The organism is Crocosphaera sp. Alani8 (assembly GCF_038442745.1).
Lineage (GTDB): Bacteria > Cyanobacteriota > Cyanobacteriia > Cyanobacteriales > Microcystaceae > Crocosphaera.
On sequence record NZ_JARVCN010000404.1, the window covers coordinates 1 to 23,897 of the forward strand.

At 36.3% G+C, this 23,897-nt stretch carries 21 protein-coding genes; 12 read left to right on the forward strand and 9 right to left on the reverse strand.

Features of this window, described 5'->3' with window-relative positions:
- From P9B04_RS19940 to P9B04_RS19965, 6 genes are all read left to right on the forward strand, one after another.
- A partial coding sequence (locus P9B04_RS19940) for an RNA-guided endonuclease InsQ/TnpB family protein (RefSeq protein WP_342056721.1) occupies positions 1 to 1,083 on the forward strand: 1,083 nt, incomplete at its 5' end.
- Positions 1,084 to 1,357: 274 nt separating this feature from the next.
- Positions 1,358 to 2,596 (forward strand): polysaccharide biosynthesis/export family protein, encoded by a 1,239-nt coding sequence (locus P9B04_RS19945; protein WP_342056722.1) that lies wholly within the window; start codon positions 1,358 to 1,360, stop codon positions 2,594 to 2,596.
- A 15-nt stretch (positions 2,597 to 2,611) separates the two neighbouring features.
- Positions 2,612 to 3,725, forward strand: a protein-coding gene (gene prfB, locus P9B04_RS19950; RefSeq protein WP_342056723.1) for a peptide chain release factor 2 whose coding sequence is annotated in 2 segments (ribosomal slippage) — positions 2,612 to 2,683 and positions 2,685 to 3,725 — 1,113 coding nt in all. Because the reading frame shifts where the segments join, the coding sequence is not laid out codon by codon here.
- A 183-nt stretch (positions 3,726 to 3,908) separates the two neighbouring features.
- The gene (locus P9B04_RS19955) at positions 3,909 to 4,592 is read left to right on the forward strand and encodes a Crp/Fnr family transcriptional regulator (protein WP_342056724.1); all 684 of its coding nucleotides are present in this window, start codon (positions 3,909 to 3,911) and stop codon (positions 4,590 to 4,592) included.
- A 2-nt stretch (positions 4,593 to 4,594) separates the two neighbouring features.
- Positions 4,595 to 6,373: a M61 family metallopeptidase gene (locus P9B04_RS19960; RefSeq protein WP_342056725.1), complete on the forward strand. Its 1,779-nt coding sequence runs from the start codon at positions 4,595 to 4,597 to the stop codon at positions 6,371 to 6,373.
- Between the two features lie 85 nt (positions 6,374 to 6,458).
- A complete protein-coding gene (locus tag P9B04_RS19965) occupies positions 6,459 to 7,370 on the forward strand; it encodes a branched-chain amino acid transaminase (protein WP_342056726.1) in 912 nt (303 codons plus the stop codon).
- Between the two features lie 58 nt (positions 7,371 to 7,428).
- On the opposite strand, the gene P9B04_RS19970 is transcribed toward P9B04_RS19965, so the two are convergent.
- From P9B04_RS19970 to P9B04_RS19985, 4 genes are all read right to left on the reverse strand, one after another.
- Positions 7,429 to 8,370: a hypothetical protein gene (locus tag P9B04_RS19970; protein WP_342056727.1), complete on the reverse strand. Its 942-nt coding sequence runs from the start codon at positions 8,368 to 8,370 to the stop codon at positions 7,429 to 7,431.
- A 100-nt stretch (positions 8,371 to 8,470) separates the two neighbouring features.
- Entirely contained in the window at positions 8,471 to 10,321 is a 1,851-nt protein-coding gene (locus tag P9B04_RS19975) for an EAL domain-containing protein (RefSeq protein ID WP_342056728.1), read from the reverse strand.
- 78 nt (positions 10,322 to 10,399) lie between these two features.
- A complete protein-coding gene (locus P9B04_RS19980; protein ID WP_342056729.1) occupies positions 10,400 to 12,496 on the reverse strand; it encodes an EAL domain-containing protein in 2,097 nt (698 codons plus the stop codon).
- Positions 12,497 to 12,548: 52 nt separating this feature from the next.
- On the reverse strand, positions 12,549 to 15,122 hold the full coding sequence (locus tag P9B04_RS19985; protein ID WP_342056730.1) for an EAL domain-containing protein: 2,574 nt from the start codon (positions 15,120 to 15,122) through the stop codon (positions 12,549 to 12,551).
- Positions 15,123 to 15,298: 176 nt separating this feature from the next.
- Between P9B04_RS19985 and P9B04_RS19990 the strand changes: the two genes are divergently transcribed.
- The 3 genes from P9B04_RS19990 to P9B04_RS20000 all read left to right on the forward strand — a co-directional run bounded on the left by P9B04_RS19990 (position 15,299) and on the right by P9B04_RS20000 (position 17,026).
- Positions 15,299 to 15,988: a hypothetical protein gene (locus tag P9B04_RS19990; RefSeq protein WP_342056731.1), complete on the forward strand. Its 690-nt coding sequence runs from the start codon at positions 15,299 to 15,301 to the stop codon at positions 15,986 to 15,988.
- 29 nt (positions 15,989 to 16,017) lie between these two features.
- Positions 16,018 to 16,581 (forward strand): TIGR04376 family protein, encoded by a 564-nt coding sequence (locus P9B04_RS19995; protein ID WP_342056732.1) that lies wholly within the window; start codon positions 16,018 to 16,020, stop codon positions 16,579 to 16,581.
- Positions 16,582 to 16,840: 259 nt separating this feature from the next.
- Complete coding sequence (locus P9B04_RS20000; RefSeq protein WP_342056733.1) at positions 16,841 to 17,026, forward strand: hypothetical protein; 186 nt, start codon at positions 16,841 to 16,843, stop codon at positions 17,024 to 17,026.
- Between the two features lie 104 nt (positions 17,027 to 17,130).
- On the opposite strand, the gene P9B04_RS20005 is transcribed toward P9B04_RS20000, so the two are convergent.
- The 4 genes from P9B04_RS20005 to P9B04_RS20020 form a co-directional block, all read right to left on the reverse strand.
- On the reverse strand, positions 17,131 to 17,829 hold the full coding sequence (locus P9B04_RS20005; RefSeq protein ID WP_342056734.1) for a response regulator transcription factor: 699 nt from the start codon (positions 17,827 to 17,829) through the stop codon (positions 17,131 to 17,133).
- Positions 17,830 to 17,847: 18 nt separating this feature from the next.
- The gene (locus P9B04_RS20010) at positions 17,848 to 18,150 is read right to left on the reverse strand and encodes a YkvA family protein (RefSeq protein WP_342056735.1); all 303 of its coding nucleotides are present in this window, start codon (positions 18,148 to 18,150) and stop codon (positions 17,848 to 17,850) included.
- A gap of 78 nt (positions 18,151 to 18,228) precedes the next feature.
- Positions 18,229 to 18,990 (reverse strand): PEP-CTERM sorting domain-containing protein, encoded by a 762-nt coding sequence (locus P9B04_RS20015; RefSeq protein WP_342056736.1) that lies wholly within the window; start codon positions 18,988 to 18,990, stop codon positions 18,229 to 18,231.
- A 124-nt stretch (positions 18,991 to 19,114) separates the two neighbouring features.
- A complete protein-coding gene (locus P9B04_RS20020; RefSeq protein ID WP_342056737.1) occupies positions 19,115 to 20,164 on the reverse strand; it encodes an adenosine deaminase in 1,050 nt (349 codons plus the stop codon).
- 167 nt (positions 20,165 to 20,331) lie between these two features.
- On the opposite strand from P9B04_RS20020, the gene P9B04_RS20025 reads away from it, so the two are divergent.
- Entirely contained in the window at positions 20,332 to 21,225 is an 894-nt protein-coding gene (locus P9B04_RS20025; protein ID WP_342056738.1) for a glycosyltransferase family 2 protein, read from the forward strand.
- A gap of 211 nt (positions 21,226 to 21,436) precedes the next feature.
- On the opposite strand, the gene P9B04_RS20030 is transcribed toward P9B04_RS20025, so the two are convergent.
- On the reverse strand, positions 21,437 to 22,195 hold the full coding sequence (locus P9B04_RS20030; RefSeq protein ID WP_342056739.1) for a hypothetical protein: 759 nt from the start codon (positions 22,193 to 22,195) through the stop codon (positions 21,437 to 21,439).
- 563 nt (positions 22,196 to 22,758) lie between these two features.
- On the opposite strand from P9B04_RS20030, the gene P9B04_RS20035 reads away from it, so the two are divergent.
- Positions 22,759 to 23,175 (forward strand): element excision factor XisH family protein, encoded by a 417-nt coding sequence (locus P9B04_RS20035; protein WP_342056740.1) that lies wholly within the window; start codon positions 22,759 to 22,761, stop codon positions 23,173 to 23,175.
- The gene (locus tag P9B04_RS20040; RefSeq protein ID WP_342056741.1) at positions 23,163 to 23,495 is read left to right on the forward strand and encodes a XisI protein; all 333 of its coding nucleotides are present in this window, start codon (positions 23,163 to 23,165) and stop codon (positions 23,493 to 23,495) included. The genes P9B04_RS20035 and P9B04_RS20040 overlap by 13 nt, the downstream gene beginning before the upstream one ends.
- The last annotated feature ends 402 nt before the right edge of the window (positions 23,496 to 23,897 follow it).

Sequence of the window (23,897 nt, forward strand, 5' to 3'; positions counted from 1 at the left end):
TCTTTGTCCCCTAACTTTCGGCGAGTCCCCCCAGACTTTTTGAGAAGCTTCGTTAGGACTCATTTTGGATTATCAGCCAACCTAGCAATTCAGGCTATTAGAAGGGTTTGCGCTAACCGAAAAACGGCTAAACAAAAAGGTAGAAAAGTCAAAGAGTTTAGTCTGACTTCTATTAGTTACGATGCTAGAATATTCAGCTTTCGGGAAAAAGATTGGACAGTTAGCATAAAGCTATTAAATAGTCGCCAACGAATTAAGCTGTTAATTGGCAATTACCAAGTCGGTTTACTAAAGGGTAAAGACCCAAAAGCAGCTACTCTAGTTAAACGCAAAAATGGTGATTATTACATTCATATAACATTAGATAAGCCTACTCAACCTGAGACTGAAACAGATAAAGTATTGGGTTGTGATTTAGGTCGTACCGATATTTGCACAACATCAGAAGGAGAATCATGGTCAGGCAAACAGGTTACAGATAAGCGCAATCACTATGCAAAACTGAGAGAAGTTATTCAGAAAAAAGCCTCGAAAGGCACTAGAAGCTCACGGCGTAGATGTCGCCAGTTACTAGCACGGTTGTCGGGGAAAGAAAAACGCTTTCAGAAACATATTAATCATGAAATATCACACCAGTTAGTTAATAATGCCGTAACTGACAAACAAGCTATTGCTATTGAAGATTTGACAGGTATTAGGGAGCGCACTAACAAAAAACCTAGAAGCAAAAAAGATAAGCGTTTAGGTAATAATTGGGCGTTCTACCAATTAAGACAATTTTTGACTTATAAATGTATTTTGGCAGGGATAAAACTAATATCAGTTAACCCTGCATATACATCGCAAACCTGTCACAAATGTCATGTGATTGGTGATAGAAAAGGCAAGAAATTTACCTGTAATAATTGCGGTAATAAATGCGATGCAGACTACAACGGCGCACAAAATATAAAGGCATTGGGGGCGATTATAAACCGCCCTGGAGGTTCAGGCTTATCTTGTAAGCTAAACGCTGATGTGCAATACATCCAGCTTAACTTATTCGATGGTCTAGGGCTACTGAAAACCCCAGGTTCAGCGTAGCAACCTGGGGTAGTTTACGCGTTGGATAATAAAATTCTCAATAACAGGGAGTGTCAAATAACATAGTTTTTTCTGACTAGCTCAAATCATGTTTGAAAATACAATGAACTGAGTTAGTCAAATTGTTGTTCAAAGAACTGCTTGTGCCTTATGGTAGACATCAAGTTAAATAGCATCAAAAAAAAAGAAGCTTAATACCCCCCTAGTTAGTGGTTATTTGGAAAAATTAATCTTAAACTAGAACCTGAATAATATGTGTGGTGTGAGGAAAACAATGGTACATCCAATCAAGGGACATGGACAGACCCCAAAAAACCCATTGAAGTTATCTTTATTAGCTTCACTTTTTTACAGTTTTTCTCAAGGAATTGTTGGGTGGAGTATCCTTCAAGGGTTATCAATACCAGCTAGTTTTTCCCAAGAAGTAGATACTTTGGAGATTCCCCAATCTCCACCCAGTACCTTCAGAGACCAAGATACTCTACCAGGAGTTGATAGACCCCCTTTATTCGATGTCAGAACTTCTGAGCAATTTAATCTATATCGTTTAGCCATTGGGGATACAGTTAATGTTACGGTTCTTAACTTCCCTGAGTTTAGTTTTAACGGAGCGATCGACCCTGAAGGTCAAATTCGGGTTCCTTTTTTGGGAGAAATCTCTATTGTGGGGTTAACCCTTGATGAAGTGCAAACAAAAGTAGCTTACGAACTAGGACAGCGTTTTTTACAAGAACCTCCAGAAGTTATTGCTGTGTTGTCTGGAGCTCGTCCCGTACAGCTGACTATTTTAGGGGAAATTAGCCGTCCCGGATATTATTTCTTTGCCCCAGGAATTACTTTAAATAACGTGATTACTGGAGTGGGTGGGAGTACCCCCCAAGCTGACTTACGTTCTGTCATTATCCGTCGTCCTTTGGTGGATGGCACTGTACTAGAAGAACGGGTAGATTTATACACCCCATTGATCGAAGGGACTCGCTTACCAGAATTCCGCCTTCAGGGTGGAGATACGGTTATTGTTTCCAAGTTAGACCCAACCCAAAAAAACTACGATCAAACCCTGATTTCTAGAACTAACCTAGCACAACCCACCATTCTCGTGCGCGTTTTGGTGCCAACTAACCCACTTGGTTTAGGCATTCAGAATCTAACACTTCCCAATGGTAGTACCTTTTTAGATGCGGTAGCCTCTTTACCTCCGAGTATTCCTCTAGTTACCAGAGAGGAAGTAACTTTACTTAGATTTGACCCTGAGCAAGGTAAAGTGGTAACACAGGGATTAAACCCAATCAAGACAGTTCAAAATCTTGATTCGACTCAATATGTTACCTTACAAAATGAAGATGTTATTGTAGTGAGTCGTACCCTACTAGGTAAAATTCTGTCGGCTTTTCGGGTCATTACCCAGCCTATTCGAGATGTTTTAGGCTTTAGTAACTTTATCATCGGTTTGCCTAATAGAAACTTCGGTGGTGGGGGCGGTGGTGGGGGCAACAATAACTTTAGATTTTAGATAATTGAGGAGTATATGGAAACAACAGAACTGAGACGGGAGATAGAACTAATTGGCTCGCGCCTGGGGCAAACCCAGGACTATCTTTGACTTGCCCGCACTAAAAGCCGCTATTAAAAACCTAGAAAATACCGCTGCTCAACCGCAGTTTTGGGATGTCCCCGAAACGGCACAATCAACATTGCAAGAGTTAAATGATCTCAAATCCCAATTAGAACAGTATCAAAAATGGTGTCATCAATTAGAAGATACCAGAGCAATCGCTGAATTATTGGAATTAGAAGATGATTCCACTTTACGCCAAGAAGCGGAAGATAATATTGTTCAACTTAACCACAATCTCGATCGCTGGGAATTACAGCAGTTATTATCAGGGATTTATGATACTAGAGGGGCAGTATTAACCATTAATGCCGGTGCTGGCGGTACTGATGCTCAAGATTGGGCGCAGATGCTACTGAGAATGTACACCCGTTGGGGGGAACAACAGGGCTATAAGGTTAATTTAACTGAACTGTCTGAAGGAGAGGAAGCGGGCATTAAATCCGCTACCTTGGAAATAGAAGGCCGTTACGCGTTTGGCTATCTCAAGGGAGAAAAAGGAACCCATCGACTGGTGAGAATTTCTCCTTTCAATGCCAATGGCAAACGTCAAACTAGTTTCGCAGGAATAGAGGTGATGCCGGCTTTAGAAGAGGAGGATCTCAAGGTAGAAATTCCTGATAAAGATTTAGAAATCACTACGTCTCGTTCTGGGGGAAAGGGAGGACAAAATGTTAATAAAGTAGAAACAGCAGTACGCATTGTCCACCTTCCTACGGGTATTGCAGTCCGTTGTACCCAAGAACGTTCCCAACTGCAAAATAAAGAAAAAGCCCTGGCTTTATTGAAAGCAAAATTGTTGGTTATTGCCCAGGAACAAAGGGCGCAAGAAATTGCCGAAATTAGAGGTGATATCGTAGAAGCAGCCTGGGGGACCCAAATTCGCAATTATGTTTTTCACCCCTATCAAATGGTGAAAGATTTACGAACTAATGTAGAAACAACCGATATTATTGGGATTATGGATGGGTCTTTAGATGAGTTTATCGAGGCTTATTTACGTTTTGATACTGCCTCTAAAGGGTAGTCTGAGTTCGGAGGCGCGGAGTAGGGATCAACTGCCGTTGAAGTAGACCCAATAAAACTACACAAACCTAGACTTATAGGGTGTGTGGGGTTTATGATTAGAAGAAATAGTTGAACCAGAAGGAAAAGTCAAGACATTGATGCTCCTTCATCTCTTATTCAGTGCCGTCCTGAAGCCCCTTTAATGGAAACTCAAACAGTTGTCGAGCTATTCCCGTTGTTTAGTGTAGCGAATCCCGAAACCTTAGAATGGATACTGTCTGTGGTCGATGAAGAAAATTATGGTCAGAATGAAGAAATCATAAAAGAGGATGATTGGGGGAAGGCAGTTTACTTTGTTGTTTCGGGTTGGGTCAAAGTACGCTCTCACTATAATAGCCAGGAAACGGTATTAGAAATTCTTGGGAAAGGGGATTTTTTTGGGGAAATGGAGGTCTTAGATGAGTCTCTCAAACACATTTCTGTAATTGCCCTATCCGAAGTTCAATTACTAAGTATTTCTGCTCAACGTTTTCTGCAGATGCTCTTGAAAGATACCCAGGTTCATCACAAAATGTTGCAACTCAGCGTCAGGAGATTCCGCCATCTATATCGTCGCTTCCAACTCCATCAACAAACCCCAAAAATTAAGTTGATTAAAACTTTAATTAAGTTAGCAGAAACCTATGGTAAATTGATTGAAGAAGGAGCCGAAATTTTACAAATACCTCACCAAGACTTAGCTGATGTGGCTGATATTTCTTTCAATGAGTGCGAGCAAATTATCACTCAATTAGAACATCAAGGTTGCTTAGAAAGCGATTCTTCCCGTCAAATTTTGTTCTTAACCAATCTTAAACAGCTAAACCATTTTGCTAAACAAATTTAAGAATGATTAAATCAACCATTACTGAGTCCAAAAAACTAAATCATCCCCTGCCTAGCTTAACTTACTTCGTAAAAATGACTCACCCGGCTTCTCATCTGTTCGAGGTGGGGTTTCAAATTGAACATTGGTCAGATTCCGTTCTCAACTTAAAAATGCCAGTATGGACACCGGGTTCCTATTTAGTCAGAGAATACGCTCGACACATTCAAAATTTTAAAGCGGTTTCCAAAAACAAACAAACAAGACTTCTGAGTCAAAAGGTGAGCAAAAATCACTGGAGAGTAGAAACAAAAGAAGTTGATAATATTTTAATTACTTATCGGGTTTTTGCTAACGAGTTAACCGTTAGAACCAACCATTTAGACGATACTCACGGATATTTTAACGGTGCCGCTTTATTTTATTTTATTCCAGAACTAGAAACAGTCCCTATCAATGTTGAAATCATTACCCCGCACCCTAGTTGGGAAGTTAGCACCCCTTTGCCGGAGATTCCTGGAAAGGTCAATCAATTCTATGCTAAAGATTTTGATACATTAGTTGATAGTCCTTTTGAAATCGGAACCCATGCAATTTATTCCTTTGAAGTGTTAGGAAAACCTCACCAATACGCTGTTTGGGGAACTGGGAATATTCAGCCCAATAAACTTATAGAAGATACCAAAAAAATTATCGAGACAGAAGCTAATTTATTCGGAGGACTACCCTACGATGATTACTTATTTATCCTCCATCTTACCCATAACAATTTTGGCGGTTTAGAACACAAAAATTCTTGTTCTTTAATCTATTCCCGTTTCTACTTTAGAGATACAGAAAGATACAATCGCTTTATACAATTAGTAGCTCACGAATTTTTGCATTTATGGAATGTAAAACGTATTAGACCAAAAGCACTAGAAACCTTCGATTATGAACGGGAAAACTATACTCCTTCCTTGTGGTTTTCTGAGGGAACCACAAGTTATTATGATATGGTTATTCCCTTGCGCGCGCAGATTTACGATGCTAAAAAGTTTCTAGAGCTTTTAGGAAAAGACATAACTCGTTTTTTAATGACTCCTGGTCGCCAAGTCCAACCCCTAAGCGAATCTAGTTTTGATGCTTGGATTAAACTATATCGACGGGATAACAACAGCGATAACTGCCAAATCTCCTACTATTTAAAAGGGGAATTAGTTTCCCTTCTCTTAGACTTATTAATTCGGGCTAAACATCAAAATAAACGCTCTTTAGATAACGTTATGGTTCAAATGTGGGAACAATACGGAAAATCTGAAACTGGTTTTACGCCCCATCAACTACAACGGGTGATTGAATCTGTGGCAGATATGGATCTACAAAGTTTCTTCAATTTATATGTTGATAGTACAGAAGAGTTACCATTTAACAAGTATTTAAACCCCTTTGGTTTGCAGCTTAAACCGATTATGGAAGAAGATAGTATTCCCTATTTAGGTATTAGAATAAAATCCGAAAACAATAAAGAAATTATTAAATTTGTTGAGAAAGGATCACCTGCTTCTCTGGAGGGAATTGACCCAGAAGACGAATTACTAGCTATCAATGGAATACGGGTAACAGCGGAGCAGTTAAACGAACGTCTTAAAGATCATCAAGCGGAGGAAATTATTTCAGTTACGGTTTTCCACCAAGATGAATTGAAAACCCTTTCCGTTACTCTCGGGAAACCTCAACCCCGTGGATACGAGGTAGTTGAAATACAAAATCCTTCACCCGTTCAGGAGGAAAATTTAAGAGGTTGGCTAGGGAAAATTTAACGGAAATATTGCACAAGTTTAAGGTTATAATGGGAATCTTGGATAAAAGACTATCTAAAGCCACGGGAAGATAAAGGAATATCAGATGCACAATTTTCTGCCAATTGCTTATTTTGAGAATCAGTTTGTCCCTTTTGAAAACGCTAAGATTTCTATAGCAACCCATGCTCTACACTATGGGACGGCTGCTTTTGGTGGAATGCGTGGAATACCTAATCCTGAGAACCCTCAGCAAATTCTACTCTTCCGTTTAGATCGTCATTGCCAACGTTTGTCTCAAAGTGCCAAGTTTCTCCATTACCAATTATCCCCAGAGAAACTACAACAGATAATTATCGATTTTGTCAAGAAAAATAAGCCTACTGAATCCTTTTATATTCGCCCTTTGGTTTACAGTTCAGGACTAGGAATTGCTCCAAGACTGCACAACATTGAAAAAAACTTTTTTGTCTATGGTTTAGAAATGGGAGACTACCTTTCCCCCGATGGTATTAGTTGTCGTATTAGTTCCTGGACTCGTCAAGAAGACCGTAGTTTCCCATTAAGAGGAAAAATTAGTGCCGCTTACATTACTTCTGCTTTAGCTAAAACAGAGGCGGTAGAATCGGGGTTTGATGAGGCTATTTTAATGAATTCTCAAGGGAAGGTTTGTGAAGCGACAGGGATGAACGTTTTTATCGTCAGAAACGGTAACTTAATCACCCCTGGATTTGAACAAGATATCCTAGAAGGAATTACAAGGGACAGTGTTTTGACCCTAGCTAAAAAGTTAGGCATTCCTACCATTGAACGGCCTATTGATAAATCAGAATTACTAATTGCTGATGAGGTCTTTTTATGCGGTACTGCTGCGAAAATTGCCCCAGTTAAACAAATAGAAACCTTCAAATTCCCTGAAAATCGTCCCATTACTGAACAATTAAAAGAGAAATTATCACGAATTACTGAAAATAGGGATTCCGATTACAAGGAGTGGATTTCTATTATTACTTTATAGCAAAAATAATTGTCATCAGAATAGAGCAAAAAAGGCAAAAAGTTTAACTAAAATTAATCTAGAACCATAACTCAGAAATTAAGTCGTAATAACCAGCTTGTTGGGAAGGATAGTCTCCGGCTTCAATTTTTTCAATAATTTTAGGTAAAGCTTCTATAAATGCTGGACTTCGATCTTTAGGATGTAAAGTCCATGCTTTAGGGTTCATTAAAGTTCCTCTAAAATATTTAGTTTCTTCTAATTTCTTCGATACCATAATTTCCCAAGAATCTAATTTCCCCTTACCCGTAATCTGATTGAGAACATTTTTTAGAGGTACTGACAATTGATTCAGAAACTTCTGTTTATAGGAACGCCAAATAGCGGGTATAGGTAGTAAGAGATCGAAGTCTTTACAATTAACTAAATACACTCGACTTCCAAAAAATTTAGACTTGTAAAATTTGTCTAATTCTTTTTCGCATGGTCTACTTTGGTAAATAGTTCCATCTTCGGTTGGTGGTCCTGTTAACGGTCTGACAAACATCATCTCAGGATACTGTCGCATCAGTTCAACACCATCTGTAATCCAATCGTAATCTGGTTGTTGGTGTAGTAGCATATCGCTGTCGAAGTGAAGCACATAGTCGCTTTTGCATTCGTTAATTTTAAAAATAGACCCTAAGATTGGATATCCTTTGTAGTTATGAGTGCAACGAAGGGGGGTACCAAAGTGCTTTTGGTAAACTTGCTGACGATAATTGGGATCATAATTAATATCGACAATCCTATCTATAATATTATCCTCAAGGAGTTGTTGCGTATATTCTCGAAGTTGCTGCATAGTTCCGATTCCAGGACGACCCGCTTTATCCCCAGTTAATGGGGCAGTATCTATAACCAAAACCTTCTCCTCAAAAGGAAAATTGTTCATTCTGACTAAGTGAGGAATGGTGTGCATCATAAACGAAACATCTGTACGAGCTACGAACATCCATAAGGAACAGCTTGGCAGTGCCATCTAGATTGCCTCTTGTTATTAAAATATTTGCTTTGAAACAGATTAGATTATACTAGAAAGTCGAGGACTATTTTTAGATCAATGTCATTAGTGGCAAGAATTATTGTTGTTTTTCCATAAAATCAAACTGTTGTAAATGATGAAAGGCCAAAAATTGGGTAGCTTCTTCAACGGAAAGAGGTTTACTCAAGTAATAACCTTGCATGACTCTACAGTTTAAATTATGTAGGGTATTCAGTTGGTGTTGGGTTTCTACCCCTTCGGCAACCACTCTCATTTCAAAACTTTCTCCTAAAGCAATAAGGGCAGAAATTAAGGTAGTATTTTCGGGATTGTTATCCATTTCTCTGATTAAAGAAACGTCAAGTTTTATGGTATCAAAAGGTATTTTATGTAAATTGCTAACCGCAGCATATCCAATGCCAAAATCGTCTAAACAAACCCTAACCCCCAGATTTTTTAGTTCCTTTAAAACCTGATAGGCCAACCTAATATCTTTCAAAACAATTGCTTCAGTAACTTCTATTTCTAGCCATTTGGGATCAAGTTGCATAGACGTTAAAACTTCATCGATGATATCTACTAATTGAGGATGATGAAACTGCGCCATCGATAAATTTACAGATACTGAAACATTAGGTAACTCATTAGTTTGCCATGCTTTGTTTTGTGTGCAAGCTTTTTCTAATATCCAGCGAGTTAGTGGTACAACTAAATCTGTTTTTTCTACCCAGGGTAAAAATTCTTGAGGAGGAATTAAACCATATTCTGGATGATTCCAACGAATAAACGCTTCCATTGCTTCTATTTTTTTGCTATGACTGTTTAATTGAGGTTGATAATACAGACACAGTTCTTGTTTCTTTATAGCTTGATCTAATTGCTTTTCAATCTGCGAGAAAGAGTCATTTTTTTGACCTAAATTATCTCTGAGAATATTATGATTACCTGTTTTTTTATGGTAACTAAGTTGAGTTTCTGCATAGTTTAAAAGGTCTTGAGAAACTTGTCCGTTTCTGGGATAAATAGCCATCCCTAAATTAATTACCAAGCATCTAGTATGGTCTTCTACAGTAAAAGAGTATTTTAGCTCTTTAATAATTCGTTGAGTAATTTTATACAGATTGTCTTCCTGTTTAATATGAGGTAATAAGATGGCAAACTCATCTCCTCCCCAACGAGAAACAATGTCTCCTGTTCTTACACAATCTTTTAATCTTTTTGCGATCGCTTGTAAAAAACGATCTCCAATGTTATAACCAAGGTCATTATTAACTTCACAAAAACTTTCAATATCTGTTAGAAAAATTGCTAAACAGTGATTGTGTCGCTTAGCATTAGTTACTGCAATAGAAACGTATTCATTAAAAAGAATACGATTAGGTAATCCTGTGATCGGATCTATATAAGATTCTTCTTGGAAAGTATCATCATTTACTGCATCTTTTGACGGGTATTTTGGTAAAAGAAAAGGAGCGTTTTGTTCAGCGTTATCTATATGTAACTTTAGAGCTTTATTGATGGATGGAGAAATGGATTTATCTATTTCTATTTGTTGAGAATGATCGTAATCAATAAAACTTTCTGATATTGTAGCAGGAGAAACAGCATGATAGCTGGCATTTACCTCGCAACCAAAATTAATTAAATCTCCATCTTTTAGTTCATGAGATGCGCATTTTTCCCCATTGACAAAAATACCATTTTGACTTTTTCTACCTTTCAAATCCCCGTCTATAATCCAGAAAGAATCTTGATTTGTTCTCTCATTAAATTTTTTAATTAAAGTGGCGTGTTTCCGCGAAACCTGTTTAGAATGGATAACAATAGAATTACTGGAATGTCGGCCTAGAGAATAGTTAGATTCTTCTAAGGAAATGGTGCGACGAGAGTTACTATCTTCAAGAACCAAGACGTAACGATTTCCTATTTTTTTTTTGTTGTAATCCATCGTTTAATCATCTCCACTTTAATTCAAGTTTAACTCTTTGTGTCCGCTTGAAGCTGTGTTTTTAGCTCAAATTCACTTTTACACCTGACTTAAAAGTGCAGTTGCATCGGTAGGTTTGAGGGGACAACTAAACCAAAATCCTTGAATCTCTTTGCAGTTTAGTTTTTGTAAAAGTTCTAGCTGCTGTGAAGTTTCTACCCCTTCGGCTATGACCCTAAGATCGAAGCTTTGCCCTAGGGCAATTATAGCAGAGATGATCGCTGTATTTCGAGGATTATCTTCTATAGTTTGAATGAAAGATTGATCTATTTTTAGAGTCGTGATAGGAAACCTTTGTAAATATCCCAAAGAAGAATATCCTGTTCCAAAATCATCTAGGGAAATTTGAACTCCTAATCCTCGTAAGTTAGTTAAAGTTTCGTGAGCAAAATCAATATCATCTATCATAGAAGTTTCGGTAATTTCTAAGTCTAAAAGATGAGGTTCTAAACTGGTATCTTCCAAAACTTGACCAACAATATCTACTAAATTGGGTTGTTGAAACTGTTTGGTGGAGAGATTAACTGCAATGGGAATAGAGGGTAAACCTCGTTTCTGCCAGGCTTTATTTTGTAAACAAGCTGTTTTTAATACCCAAATACTAATAGGGAGAATAAGGTCTGTGTTTTCAATTAAGGGAATGAGTCTAGCTGGAGAAACATGGCCCAATTCGGGATGATACCACCGAAAAAGTGCCTCCATTCCGCTAATTTTGTTGCGACTCAAATTTAATTGTGGTTGATAATGTAAAGAAAAAGTTTCTTCTTGCAAAGCTTCATGTAAAAGGTTCTCTAATTTTAATAGTAAAGAAGCTTTAGAAGTCATAGTAGAACTATAAAAACGATAATGATTTCTCCCTCTTTCTTTAGCTCTATATAAGGCGGCATCGGCATTTTTTAATAAAGTTTCTGTATCTTCACCGTCTTGGGGATAAATAGCAATTCCGATGCTAGTTTTAACATATAATTTATGCCCTGAAATTTCAAAGGGTTTTTTCAAATCTTCGATAATACGTTGGGCTAGATTAATTGTATCTTCTGGACTATTAATTTTAGGTAATAATAGAGTAAATTCATCTCCCACCCAACGAGAAACAATATCATTATTTCTCACACAACAACTCAAACGTCTAGCAAAACTTTGTAGTAATTGATCTCCAATTTTATGCCCCAAGCTATCATTAATATTTTTGAAAGAATCTAGATCAAGAAAAAACAAAGCCATTAAATCCCTATTTTTTCTGGCTCTAACTAGAGCAAATTCTAATTTTTCATCGAAATAGTTACGATTTGGTAAATCAGTCAGAGAATCATAAAAAGCTTGATATTCTAAGTTTTTTTCGGCTTGTTTTCTTGCAGTAATATCGAATAAATAACTCCTGATAAGTTGATGTTCTGACAAATAATGAACATACTGTTCAAAAATGTCCGCCCCAATCATCACCTCTCTTAATAATAAATTGCCTTGTATATTATGAACTTCTGAAAGTAATCCACTTAAAATCGGATGTTTTAATTTATCTTGAGTGATGGTTTTAAACTTAATCCCGGCAGCTGGATTTAGATAAGTTAAATTACCTGCAAAATCCATCTCAATAATAGGATTAGGGCTTAATTCAGGAAAAGAAGCCAGCCTAATTAAATCATCGCGATTACGTCCTTGCAAACTCTCCTCATTAATTAAAGTTGACTTATTATTATCATCAGCGATCATGGTTTCCAGAACAGCATTTTCTTCTTCTTCTAATTGTCCTGGATCAAGAGGATTAAATAAATCAATTTCTAAAGCTGTAGAAATAATATAATAACTAACCTTAGCTTTTGGTCCTAAAATAACTGTATCACCGTGTTTTAAATTATGAGATTCTTTTAACTTTCCATTAACTAATAACCCATTGGTACTACGATTCCCTTCTAAATCTCCGTCAATAATTCGATAAGAATAATTATCTAATCGGGGTGTAAGTCTAACTCTCACAATAGTGGCATGGCGACGGGAAACAACTTGTTCATAAATAACGATATCATTACTAGCTTCTCGTCCAACACTATAGCTTGCTTCTTCTAAAGCAACAATACGTCGGGCTTTTTGATCCTCAATAACAAGAATATGACGAAAGGATGATAGGCTGTTCATCAAAAATACACAAACAAGGGTTATTTCTATTGTTCCCAGAAATGTCTAGAAACTAACTACCTATCATCGGTAAAGACATAAAATTGGCAGAATTTATATCATCATTTCTAGCAATTTTACTGAGGAGTTGTGTGGCTTCTTTTGTGGGTAAAGGACGACTAAACCAATAGCCTTGAATCTCGCTACAATCAAGATTTTCCAAGATTTTCAGTTGCTCGGCAGTTTCTACTCCCTCAGCAACAACACGCATATTAAAGCCCTTCCCAATGGCTAAAACAGCAGAAATTAAGCCCAACTCTTCAGGAGTTCCTCGTAAGTCTCGGATGAAGTTTTGATGAAGTTTTAGGGTGCGGAATGAAAATTGTTTGAGATATCCTAAAGAAGAAAAACCGCAACCGAAATCATCCAAAGCAATACGAACCCCTAAATTTTGCAAGTCTTGTAAAGTTTTCCTGGCTAAATGGAGATTTTGTCGTAGGGTTAACTCGGTTATTTCTAGTTCCAACCATTGAGGATCGAGTCCCGTTTCATTGAGAACACTAGCTACCACAGTAGCTAAATGGGGTTGTTGAAATTCTCTTGCAGATAGATTAACTGTCACAGGAATGGGAGGTAAATGATCTTTTTGCCAAGACAAATTTTGTTCACAAGCGGTTTTTAGAACCCATTTACTCAAATGTAAAATAAGATTAGTTTTGGCAGCTAAAGGTAAGAATTTTTGGGGCATAATTACGCCAAAAGCTGGATTTTCCCAACGCAATAATGCTTCCATGCCCACAATTTTTCCGGTTTTATATTGTAATTGTGGTTGATACTGAAGAAAAAATTGTTTTTTCTCTAAAGCTTGATGAAGGAGATTTTCTAAACGCAATAACATTTCTGCTTCTGCGGTTAAATGGGGACTATAAAATTGATAGTGATTTTTTCCTGTTTCTTTGGTGCGATATAAAGCCGTGTCTGCATTTTTTAACAACCCTTCTGCATCGGTTCCATCTTGAGGATAAATAGCAATACCAATACTACATTTAATTTGTAAACGATGTTCGTTAAAAATAAAGGGACGTTGTAAGGTATCAAAAATACGCCGCGCTAATTTAACGGTATCTTCTGTGTTCTTAATTTGAGGTAGTAATAAAGCAAATTCATCACTCCCCCAACGAGTTACCATATCTCCGGCACGAATACAAGAACTTAATCTTTCTGCAAAACTTTGTAATACTTTATCCCCTAAAGAATGACCCAAAGTATTATTAATATGGGCAAAGGAATCAATATCAATAAATATAACTGCCAATAAGTGTTCATGGCGTTGTGCATGGGCTAAACCTATTCCCAATTGTTGCTTAAATAATTCTCGATTGGGTAAATTAGTAAGGGGATCATGAAGGAGTTGATACTCCAATTCTTCTTCTGTTTGTTTTCGGTCACGAATATCGCGAACAATTAAGCATAAAACTTCTTGTCCTTGATAGGTTGTCAGATTAATTTCTCCGGCAACTGCTAATAATGAACCATTTTGATGGCGATGAAAAGACTCTCGAATAATATAAGAATTCTCTGGTGTAATTTGTTCTAACGTTTCATTAAAACTATCTCGTTCTATTTCTAATAATTGATAAAGATTACAACCGATTATTTCAGCACTACTATATCCCAATAATCTACAATAAGCCTGATTGGTTTCTATAATGTGCTTTGTGTCTGGATTAATAACTAAAATCCCTTCTCTACTTTGCTCAAAAAAGAAACGATAGCGGTCTTTTCCAACAGTTAACTTAAGTTCTCTTTTACGATATTTTGTAATCTCAAATAAATAACTTCTTAGACATTCGCTTTCTTTTAAATAGTGAATGTGTTGTTCAAAAAAACTTTGTTCAACTTCTACTTCTCTAACAAAAGAAGTTCCTTCTTTTGGAGTTCTATCACCAATAAGATTCTGTAAAATAGGATGCAAAGCCTGTAGTTTAGTTAGGTCAGGAAATTTAATTTTAGCAGCGGCGTTGAGATAGGTTATCTGTCCTTGAAAATCAACTTCTATAATGGGGTTAGGATTAGAATCAGCTAAAGATACTTGATTTTTTGAGGATTGTAAACTTGGATTTTGTCCCTGCTTACTAAATGCCGTAGTTTGAGGTTGCTCCTCATTCGCACCCTCATCTTCTAAGAAAATTTCATCAAGAGAGGCAATATTATTTTCAGACAATAATTCTTCTAAGGGAAAAGGGGCTTTAATATCTTTATCGCTAGAGTCTGGATCTTTTAGTAAAGACAGTTCGGCAGAATCAGCAATAATATGATAATTGGCTTGAGATTGATTGCCAAAACGAATTAAATCTCCTGGAGCTAAATCATGAGATAGGCAATGTTTACCATTGACAGCGATGCCATTAGTGCTTTTTTTTCCCTGTAGATTACCATCAATAATACGGTAACAAGGTCGGTCATTTTCAGTATCATCAATCTTTATCAATGTGGCATGATGCCTAGATACTTGGCGATCGTATAACAAAATATTACTATAAGGATCTCGACCAATAGAATAAGTATCGTCTGTTAAAGGGACAATACGTCTAGACTTTTGGTCGGCGATTACTAACAGGTGTCGGACTTCTGAAACATTACTCATCACAGTTTATCGAGAGTAAAGAGCTATACTGATAACATTCCCGAAAGCCTGAGTGAAATTAACACAATTCTCAAGAGTATTTTTCTCAGCTTAACCACTTTAGGAAGACTCAACCTTCCCTTGGGTTGATATTATAATGACAACAATTACAATCTATTGAGTGGGGAACCAAGACTGTGAATTCACCTCAGAGCGATCGCCAGATTCCAAAGCATCTCGATAAAACGATGTTTGCATTTGCTGGTGTTTATTTTTTATTAGCCTTGATGTGGGGATTTTATCATCTATCTGAGGAAGAACCACCCGAAACAGTAGCTTCAAATCTCGATCCTAACGATGCTCAGTTCATTGCTTATTTACAACAATCTTTAAACGTTATTAACCAACCCCCCACCCCTAAAACCCTAATCAACCCTAAAGATAAAAACCCCTCTACTGTAGCTATTCAACCCCCTGCACCCCCACCCCCAGAAAAGGTTATAGAACGGATTTATGTGCCAATGTATCCTCCTAACCAGTCCACCTCAACCCCTACCTCAATCTCTCCTTCTTTAGAACCCCCTTCTCTCCCTTCTCAACCATCTGGGGTTGTTCCCCCCACTCCTCGTCAAAATACTATTCCTGTACCCCCAGAAATTGCGACAAACAACCAACTACCATCAAATAATAGCCATCAGTTAGTGGGAGTTTTGGAGTCTGGACAACAATCAACTGCTATTTTTACTTTCAATGGTATTAGTCGCCGTTTTGAAATCGGGGAAGCGGTTGGTAGTAGTGGTGGTATCCTGATGGGAGTACAAAACCAAAAAGCCATTATCTATCATAACGGTCAGACTAAATATGTTGAAGTTGGACAGGCTTTTTAGTTGAAAATTTAGAATTTCTTAGTTGCTATATGAGTATTTTTGATGATTTCAGTCGTTTTTTAGAAACACGTTTAGAAGAATTTCTGAAGAGTAACCCTCATTTAGAATTACAAGCTCTCTTAGAACAATTGAAAGAGCAAGAAGAAGAGGCTTTGAAGCTGATTTTAGAAAAGGAAACTCAAAAAAAACACCTCGAGTCTGAGATTTTATCTTTGGCTGAAGAGATACAAAGTTGGCACAAACGAGTAGCAAAAGCTAAAGCAGCTAATCGTTTTGATTTGGCTCAAAGGGCCCAAGAAAGAGAAGCTTCTCTGTTGCGTCAGGGTAATCAATTGTGGGGACAAATGGAAGCTGCTAAACAACAAATTAGCAATGGGAAAACCCTATTAAGTCAAATTCGGCAGCGAAAGGGGGAATTACAGACTAAGGCGAAAGAAGCTCAAGCAGCCCAAGCTAAAACTAATTATGATACTAAAGGATGGAATAAAACAATTAATTACAACACCTATAATAAGGCTAACGATCCCCTAGAAGCAGAGTTTCAAAACTGGGAATTGAATGATGAACTAGAACGATTAAAACGGGATATTTAATAAAGGCCATCAAACTTTGACATTACTTATAGTACATATTTAGTTCTTTGAGATATAATGGAATAGAGTGCAAAAAAAGGGGAAAATTATGCAAATAAAATCATGGGAATCCCCCCGTAAAATGAATCGGCGTAATAGCAAAGGCCGCATAGCATCCGCTAGGTTAAGGCAACTTAAAAAGCGCAATAAACAACTAAAGCAGGGTCTTGAAAATGCCTCTGTTAGTAATTGCGACCATTGACGAATTAGGACATTAAGTATGATTAAAAAGCAACAAATTATTCAAAGCATTGAAGAAATACCCGAATTTATATTAACTGTTGTATTAAATTGTATAGAATTAATCGAGAGTCATGAACAGTATCAGGTTCCTGACTCTTTCTTGTTTAGTAAATTTACTTTGACCGATGGTTGGTTAACCAGAGAAGAAGAAGAGGTATGGTAACCTCAGTTTGCAGTTAAGTCTTTTTTGAGGGGATAATAGATGCTTATGCAAAGAAGTTTCCCATCAATTTTGCTGATAAATTTCCTTCGAGAAACTAACGTAAATTATTCGGTTAATCCATGTTTCAGAGCAAAACGTACCAATTCTGTCCGACTGTTTGTTCCTGTTTTACTGAACAAACGACTAACATATTTTTCAACATTTCTCACACTTGTTTCTAAACGAGCAGCAATTTCTTTATTCATTAAACCCTCAGCAACTAAGTCTAATACGCTTTGTTCTCTGGGGGTTAAATCAATTTTTATGGGAGGTGGTGTAGTGGTTAAATTGTTTTGTTGTTGGCCTAATTGTTCTTTCAATTCTCGAATTTCTCGGGCAATTTCTTCCAATTTTGCCGAGTCATGAGAGACTTTTTCGTCAACTTTCCGACGTTCTAATAAATTTTTGACAATTGCTTCTAATTCTTCGGGATCAAAAGGTTTAGGTAAATAAGCATCACAACCCACATTATAACCTTTAATGCGATCCGAAGTCATTCCCCTAGCAGTTAAGAAAATAACAGGTATTCCTTGAAAACGGGAATCCTCTCGTAGCTTTTCTAAGAACTGATAACCGTCCATCTCTGGCATCATAATATCAGAAATTATGACATCAGGAATGATAGACTCCAATATGTTCCAAGCATTGGTTGCATCATTAGCAACTTTAACAGTCAAACCATCGCTATACTCTAAATAAGCTTGCACCGATTCTCTAACGCTAGGTTCATCATCTACCAACAATATGATTGCAGAATCACTCATAATTTTGATTGGTTTATTTTAGTTTGAAGTTTCATCCACGGGAACTGCATTAACCTCTACTGTTTCCCCTTCTGGAGAATCTTCTACAGTAACTTGGGAAGGATTTTGTATTTTTTCCACTATCATTTGAAATACTTCTGTTATTAATAGAGTGATTAATACAAAATCATCAAGTTGACCAGCAATAGGAAAAACATCAGGAGAAATATCAAAAGGACTGACAAAATAAACTAATGTACCCAAAATTATCCACCAACGATATTGGGGATGACGGATTGCATTACGATACCAATCATAAACAAATTGCAAAGGAAATTTCATAGGACTGAAGATTTTTTTTAAGTTGCAAGTTACTTCTATTTCAAAAGCCATTTGTATTATAACTTACATAACTGAAAACTAGAAAGATTTTTTGTTCTTTTTGGAAATTAATCCACAACCAGCCATAAATAGTAATCCCATCCATAAAGAAGGTTCTGGGACGGTAACAATACTTAAAAAATTAACCCCGATCCCACTATTATCAATATCTGTACTAAAAGTAATTTTTGAAATATTAGGAACATCATTAATTACTCCATAAAACTGAGCAGAATTATCTAATTCTGTAGAGGAAGTTCCTGGTAAACTAAACTCACCTAATGAGACATTATTAATATCAAATGCTTCTATTTTTCCTACAAATGAGAAGATATCATCCACTGTTAATTGAGAACCAAACCCTAAAATTGGACTGTCAAAAGTAATGGTTAACGGACCAGGATTTCCTGGGGCGGGGAATGTCATTGCAGGAAACATCAACCCAGAAAAAAGGATAAAGTCATTGGGGGCATAATTAGTGGGAATATTATCATCTCTGGTTTGAAAATACAACGGTTGAGTAATTCCCGGCTCTGGTTCAGGAAAAGAAATTGTTATACCTAAACCTCTGTCAGAACTAATAGGAAAAGAAGAAGGAAGAAAAGAGGGAGGACCAACTGGCGGACCGACTGGCGGAACAAAAGGAGGAAATGGTAAACTAGACCAATCCAATTGATCATTAGCTCCTAATTCACTACGCTCGTCAACAAAACTCAAGCCATAACTCAGAGAAGCTCGAGTTAAAACAGTAGCAACAATAGCGGAATGGAATACAATTTTAATTAATGATTTCTGATTCATTACACAATAATTACTATAAGCAACTTGATACTTTAAATTATAAATTTAACCACTTGTCTTACCATTAAATAAATATTAACATCACAAAGTAGAGACGTTTAAGCAAACATCTCTACATGAGGAATCAGACCGATAATAATTCCTGTTCTTCTTCTGAAGAGTTGTCCTTCAGTAAATCAATTAATAAAGAAGCCGGAGGTTCCTGATAAGGCCAAGCAAAAGCATGGCGAAAAGCCGCATCTTGACAAGCTTGTAACTGATGAAAATCGATTACATCTTGAGTTAAAAGATTCTCGAATTCAAAAGGTAGTCGAACATTATTAAGTCCAGCATTATCCGTACAAATAGCAATATCTACTCCTGCCTCAAAACAACTATCAAAAACAGTTTTCAACTCAGACAAATCTTCTAGAGTTCCTGTCTTTAAATAAGTAGTAGGACAGACTTCTAAACATTGATTAGCTTGGGCTAATTGGGGCAGTAATTCGGGGTATTTTAAAGGAATTTGGATACCGTGACCAATTCTCATTAAATAGGGTAATAACTCAGGGTAGCAACCATCGATGGTTTCGTAAACATGACCAGTGGTTTTTAAGCCAAGGGATCGAGCGTATTTATACAGACCAATGAACTCGTCCAACCGTTCCTTATAATGGGAATCACCCCCAGCAACATCAATAGCACAAACATAGTCTCCCATTTGTGCAGCTAAATCGACAATTGCCTTATTCACTTCGTAAGGCAAACGAGAGTGCATACAAAGAATTTGGCTAATAATAATGGGATATTCTTTTACTTGACTAGCTTTACCCACTATCTCGACAATATTAGTCATTGCCTCGATTCTTTGCGATTGATTAAAATGTTCTGGAGTGCGAAGATAGGGGGTATAACGTAACTCTAAATAAGCCAAATTCTCAAAAATATAAGCCCCACGAATTAGACGATAAATAAAGTAGGGGAGTGTTTGTTCCCTTTGTACGCTTTCCACCAAAGTATGAAGTTCTAAATATTCATCCAGGGTGTTTCGTTTGCGGGTATAAAATTCCTCAAAGTTAGGGTATTCAGGAAACCGTTGCGCCATATCCGGGTTATGACGCTTGAAATATCGCCAGAGAATCCGAGGAACCACTGATCCCCCCAAATGGCGATGTAAGTCCGCATATAGTGCCACAAAAACCTCTCCATACTGTATCTTAAGATTTATTTTATAGCGATTTAGGAAGAGAATGTTACAAATTAGGAGACATTAAGGACAAACTTCAATTCTCTTGATAAACTAGCTGATAGAAGAAAAACTTTTAAATTTTAACCATAACCTTAAAATAGTTTTAAAGATTAATGATCTCCGTCTATATTCTTACCTATAACGAACAAGTCGATATCGCCGAGTGCATTGAGTCCGTAATTAATTTATCCGACGATGTGATTGTCGTTGACTCCTACAGTAGAGATCGCACCATTGAAATCGCTTCTAATTACCCCGTGAAGATCGTTCAACACGAATTTGAAAGTCACGGTAAACAGCGGACTTGGATGCTCAAAAACATTCCCGCTAAGAATGAATGGGTCTACATTTTAGAAGCAGACGAACGGATGACCCCAGAACTATTTACCGAATGTGTGGAATGTATTGCAAGTAAAGAAGCGATCGGGTACTATGTCGCAGAACGGGTCATGTTTATGGGTCAATGGATTCGTCATAGTACCCAGTACCCTCGTTATCAAATGCGCTTGTTTGAAAAAGGCCAAGTATGGTTTGGAGACTATGGCCATACGGAAAGAGAAATTTATAGCGGGCCAGTAGGTTTTCTCAAAGAAACTTACCCTCACTATACCTGTGGTAAAGGGTTAAGTCGTTGGATTGAAAAACACAATCGTTATTCTACGGATGAAGCTAAAGAGACATTATATCAGTTAGAACAAGGGGGTATAAGTTGGAAAAAACTCCTCTTTGGTTCTACTGAAGTTGAAAGGAGACGGGCCCTCAAAGATTTATCCTTAAGAATTCCTTTACGTCCCGTGGTTCGTTGGTTTTATATGTATTTTATTTTAGGGGGAATTTTGGACGGTAAAGCAGGATTTGCCTGGTGTACTTTACAAGCTTTTTATGAATATTTGATCCTCTTAAAAGTGGATGAATTGAGAGAAACTAATTTAGAATCTCCCTATCCTAATTCTCTCAAATATCCCGATCCCGGAAAACCAGCTAATCCTTTATCAATTAATAACTAGTAGTTAATTATCAAGGGAATAATTTATTATAGAACAAAGAACCTAACAATCCGTCTTAACCTATCATTATCTATACTTTTTTATCGTTCTTGGACAGTTTGATAAGACTTATAGCACTTCTCATATTTGTGAGGTACAAATGTTATCTATCGCTTTGAGGCAGGAGTTAGGTGTACCTTATGAGTCCGAGAAACGCTATATCTTTTACGCCTTATGATCCAGGAGGTAAAAGATTTTTTAATGTTTCTCCAATCCCTTCAGGTAAGAATTGTTTTGTTTTAGTGGCAATATCTAGGATGTCTTTCAATAGTTTTAAAAATTCTTTAACAGGTTCCTTATCTGGTTCTGCATTAACTTCACTGCTGTTAATAATTAATGCGCCTAAACTTTCTTCAGCAATTTTTCTAATACCATCTGCACCATAAAATTGATAATCTTCAACAACTTTTCTGAGTTCAATTAATTTTTCTCTTAGTAAACTTTTTAAAGGTTGACTAAGATCAGATTCTATTATATTGTCTAGTAAACGTGATATCTTCTCCTTCAATTCATTTAGTTGATCTTGATTAATGATAACTGCTTGTTCTCCTAAATCCATTGCACAATTATAAAGCATTTTAAACATTAAAGAATTGGGATCTTTTAAGTTGCTATTAATATCACGCCACGGGATATTATGATTTGACAATAAGATCGATTCTTTTGCTTTTTGTAGACAATCATCATAGAGATTTATTCTGAACTGTGGTAATTTTTGTAGATCATTTTCTAGATTTTCTATCAATTCAACTAATTTTATCAACTCTGAATAATAGATTTCTAAAGTTTGTTTAACATCTAAAGCCTCACAAAAAATTGTCAAAAATGAACAATTTATCATTCTACCGTAAGAAGAACTTTCATAATTAATCTTTAACAAAATTTCTAGTAATCTTTTAGCTGAATTATTAGGTAAATTTTGAGTATCCATTGAAGCTCGACAAAAATCAAAACATCTTATTTCTATAATAAACCATATTGTCTGCTTAGACCTGCTAAAATGCTCTACACTAAGAGATTATCAGTAACCTTGTATTTTGCTTTAAACTGACTACTATATTCAATAAAAATCCAATGATCCAATTTTCAATTACTAAATCATTAAAAGCTTGAAACCAGTCAATGTTATTGGTCACTAAGATTAAATTTGTAGTAACAGGGATAGGGGCAATTAGTCTATCTATAAAAGCCAGCTTTTTCTCAATATTCCATGTTTTCTTCTAAAAATTTTTGTATAAAATTTTCCCACTCTAGTAGTTGAAGCATCAAAATAAAGATCAATCATTTACTCTCCTGCTTCAATTTTTTGTTCAAGTTAATCAACGAAAATTTTGTTCATAAATTTTGCTCTCCTGTTTGATACTTTGACCATAAGTAATTAATCAAATATATCACCCATCAGCGATTGCGCTTAACGATAATTTCGTGTATGACAGATAATTTTGTGGTATAGTGTTAGACTAAAGCTAAATTTATCTATATTGTAAGGCTAATATGCCCGCTAGAGATATTTTTCATCATGCTGTTATTCATGCACTGGAAAGGGATGGCTGGAAAATTACTCATGATCCCTATCTAATTTATTATGAATTAGGTAAAATGTATATAGATTTGGGGGCTGAAAAAGTGTTAGCTGCTGAAAAAGAAAACAAAAAAATAGCAGTTGAAATTAAAAGTTTCATTCAAACGGCTGCAGTTTCAGAATTTCACACTGCACTAGGTCAATTTATTAATTATCGTACTATCTTACAAGAATCAGAACCTGATAGAACCTTGTATTTAGCTATTCCTGATGATACCTACCACTCTTTATTTCAAACACGATTTGTTCAAAAAATCATGAAAAATTATAAATTAAAACTGATTATTTATAAACCAACTGAGGAGATTATTGAGCAATGGATAAATTAGAAAAATATAGCTCTACTATACAAAAAATTTTGCAAGAGTATGGTCAGTTTAGCCAAGATAAGGATATTGAAACAGAATTAATTTTTGACACCATTAGACACCATTATCAAATTGTCAATGTAGGTTGGAAAAATGAAAATTGGATTTATGGTTGTATTTTACATTTAGATATTAAGAATGATAAAATATGGATTCAACATAATGGAACAGAAATAGAAATAGGAGAAGAATTAGTTAAACAGGGTGTTCCTAAATCAGATATTGTTATTGGTTTTCATCCTCCTTTTAAACGACAATTTACGGAATATTCAGTTAATTAAAGAATTATGTTGGGTTTCATCTCTCAACCCAACCGACAAGAAAGGCGATCGGACTTGTAATAATTAGCAATTGACTAAAATTGTGCTAGGATAGGAAAAGTCGCAGTACATTTAAACTATTTAAAAATTGTGATCGTCATTAAAAGCTTGCTATAAAAGCCTTTTAGCTTTAAAATGTAAAACAAGTTAATTTTGTCACTTGCGTAAAGTGAGTGATATACCGTATGACTGTAAAAAGAGGTCAAATCCAGTGAGTTCCTTGGACTCTTAAACGATAATCTGCCATTCTAAAGGGAATATTAACATCAGTATTAGTTTGAAATTCTGCGTGTAATACAATATAATTGGACAGGGCAAACGCATCTAAAATATGAGCAAAATTAGGGTATAATAAGGTCAGAA

Bases quoted from the DNA above. Each gene is read 5' to 3' on its own strand.
- P9B04_RS19965 (WP_342056726.1), top strand. From the start codon at position 6,459: ATGCACAATTTTCTGCCAATTGCTTATTTTGAGAATCAGTTTGTCCCT.
- P9B04_RS20035 (WP_342056740.1), top strand. From the start codon at position 22,759: ATGCCCGCTAGAGATATTTTTCATCATGCTGTTATTCATGCACTGGAA.
- P9B04_RS20025 (WP_342056738.1), top strand. From the start codon at position 20,332: ATGATCTCCGTCTATATTCTTACCTATAACGAACAAGTCGATATCGCC.
- P9B04_RS19955 (WP_342056724.1), top strand. From the start codon at position 3,909: ATGGAAACTCAAACAGTTGTCGAGCTATTCCCGTTGTTTAGTGTAGCG.
- P9B04_RS20000 (WP_342056733.1), top strand. From the start codon at position 16,841: ATGATTAAAAAGCAACAAATTATTCAAAGCATTGAAGAAATACCCGAA.
- P9B04_RS19995 (WP_342056732.1), top strand. From the start codon at position 16,018: ATGAGTATTTTTGATGATTTCAGTCGTTTTTTAGAAACACGTTTAGAA.
- P9B04_RS20040 (WP_342056741.1), top strand. From the start codon at position 23,163: ATGGATAAATTAGAAAAATATAGCTCTACTATACAAAAAATTTTGCAA.
- P9B04_RS19975 (WP_342056728.1), bottom strand. From the start codon at position 10,321: ATGGATTACAACAAAAAAAAAATAGGAAATCGTTACGTCTTGGTTCTT.
- P9B04_RS19960 (WP_342056725.1), top strand. From the start codon at position 4,595: ATGATTAAATCAACCATTACTGAGTCCAAAAAACTAAATCATCCCCTG.
- P9B04_RS19970 (WP_342056727.1), bottom strand. From the start codon at position 8,370: ATGGCACTGCCAAGCTGTTCCTTATGGATGTTCGTAGCTCGTACAGAT.
- P9B04_RS19980 (WP_342056729.1), bottom strand. From the start codon at position 12,496: ATGAACAGCCTATCATCCTTTCGTCATATTCTTGTTATTGAGGATCAA.
- P9B04_RS20010 (WP_342056735.1), bottom strand. From the start codon at position 18,150: ATGAAATTTCCTTTGCAATTTGTTTATGATTGGTATCGTAATGCAATC.
- P9B04_RS20030 (WP_342056739.1), bottom strand. From the start codon at position 22,195: ATGGATACTCAAAATTTACCTAATAATTCAGCTAAAAGATTACTAGAA.
- P9B04_RS19985 (WP_342056730.1), bottom strand. From the start codon at position 15,122: ATGAGTAATGTTTCAGAAGTCCGACACCTGTTAGTAATCGCCGACCAA.
- P9B04_RS19945 (WP_342056722.1), top strand. From the start codon at position 1,358: ATGGTACATCCAATCAAGGGACATGGACAGACCCCAAAAAACCCATTG.
- P9B04_RS20005 (WP_342056734.1), bottom strand. From the start codon at position 17,829: ATGAGTGATTCTGCAATCATATTGTTGGTAGATGATGAACCTAGCGTT.
- P9B04_RS20015 (WP_342056736.1), bottom strand. From the start codon at position 18,990: ATGAATCAGAAATCATTAATTAAAATTGTATTCCATTCCGCTATTGTT.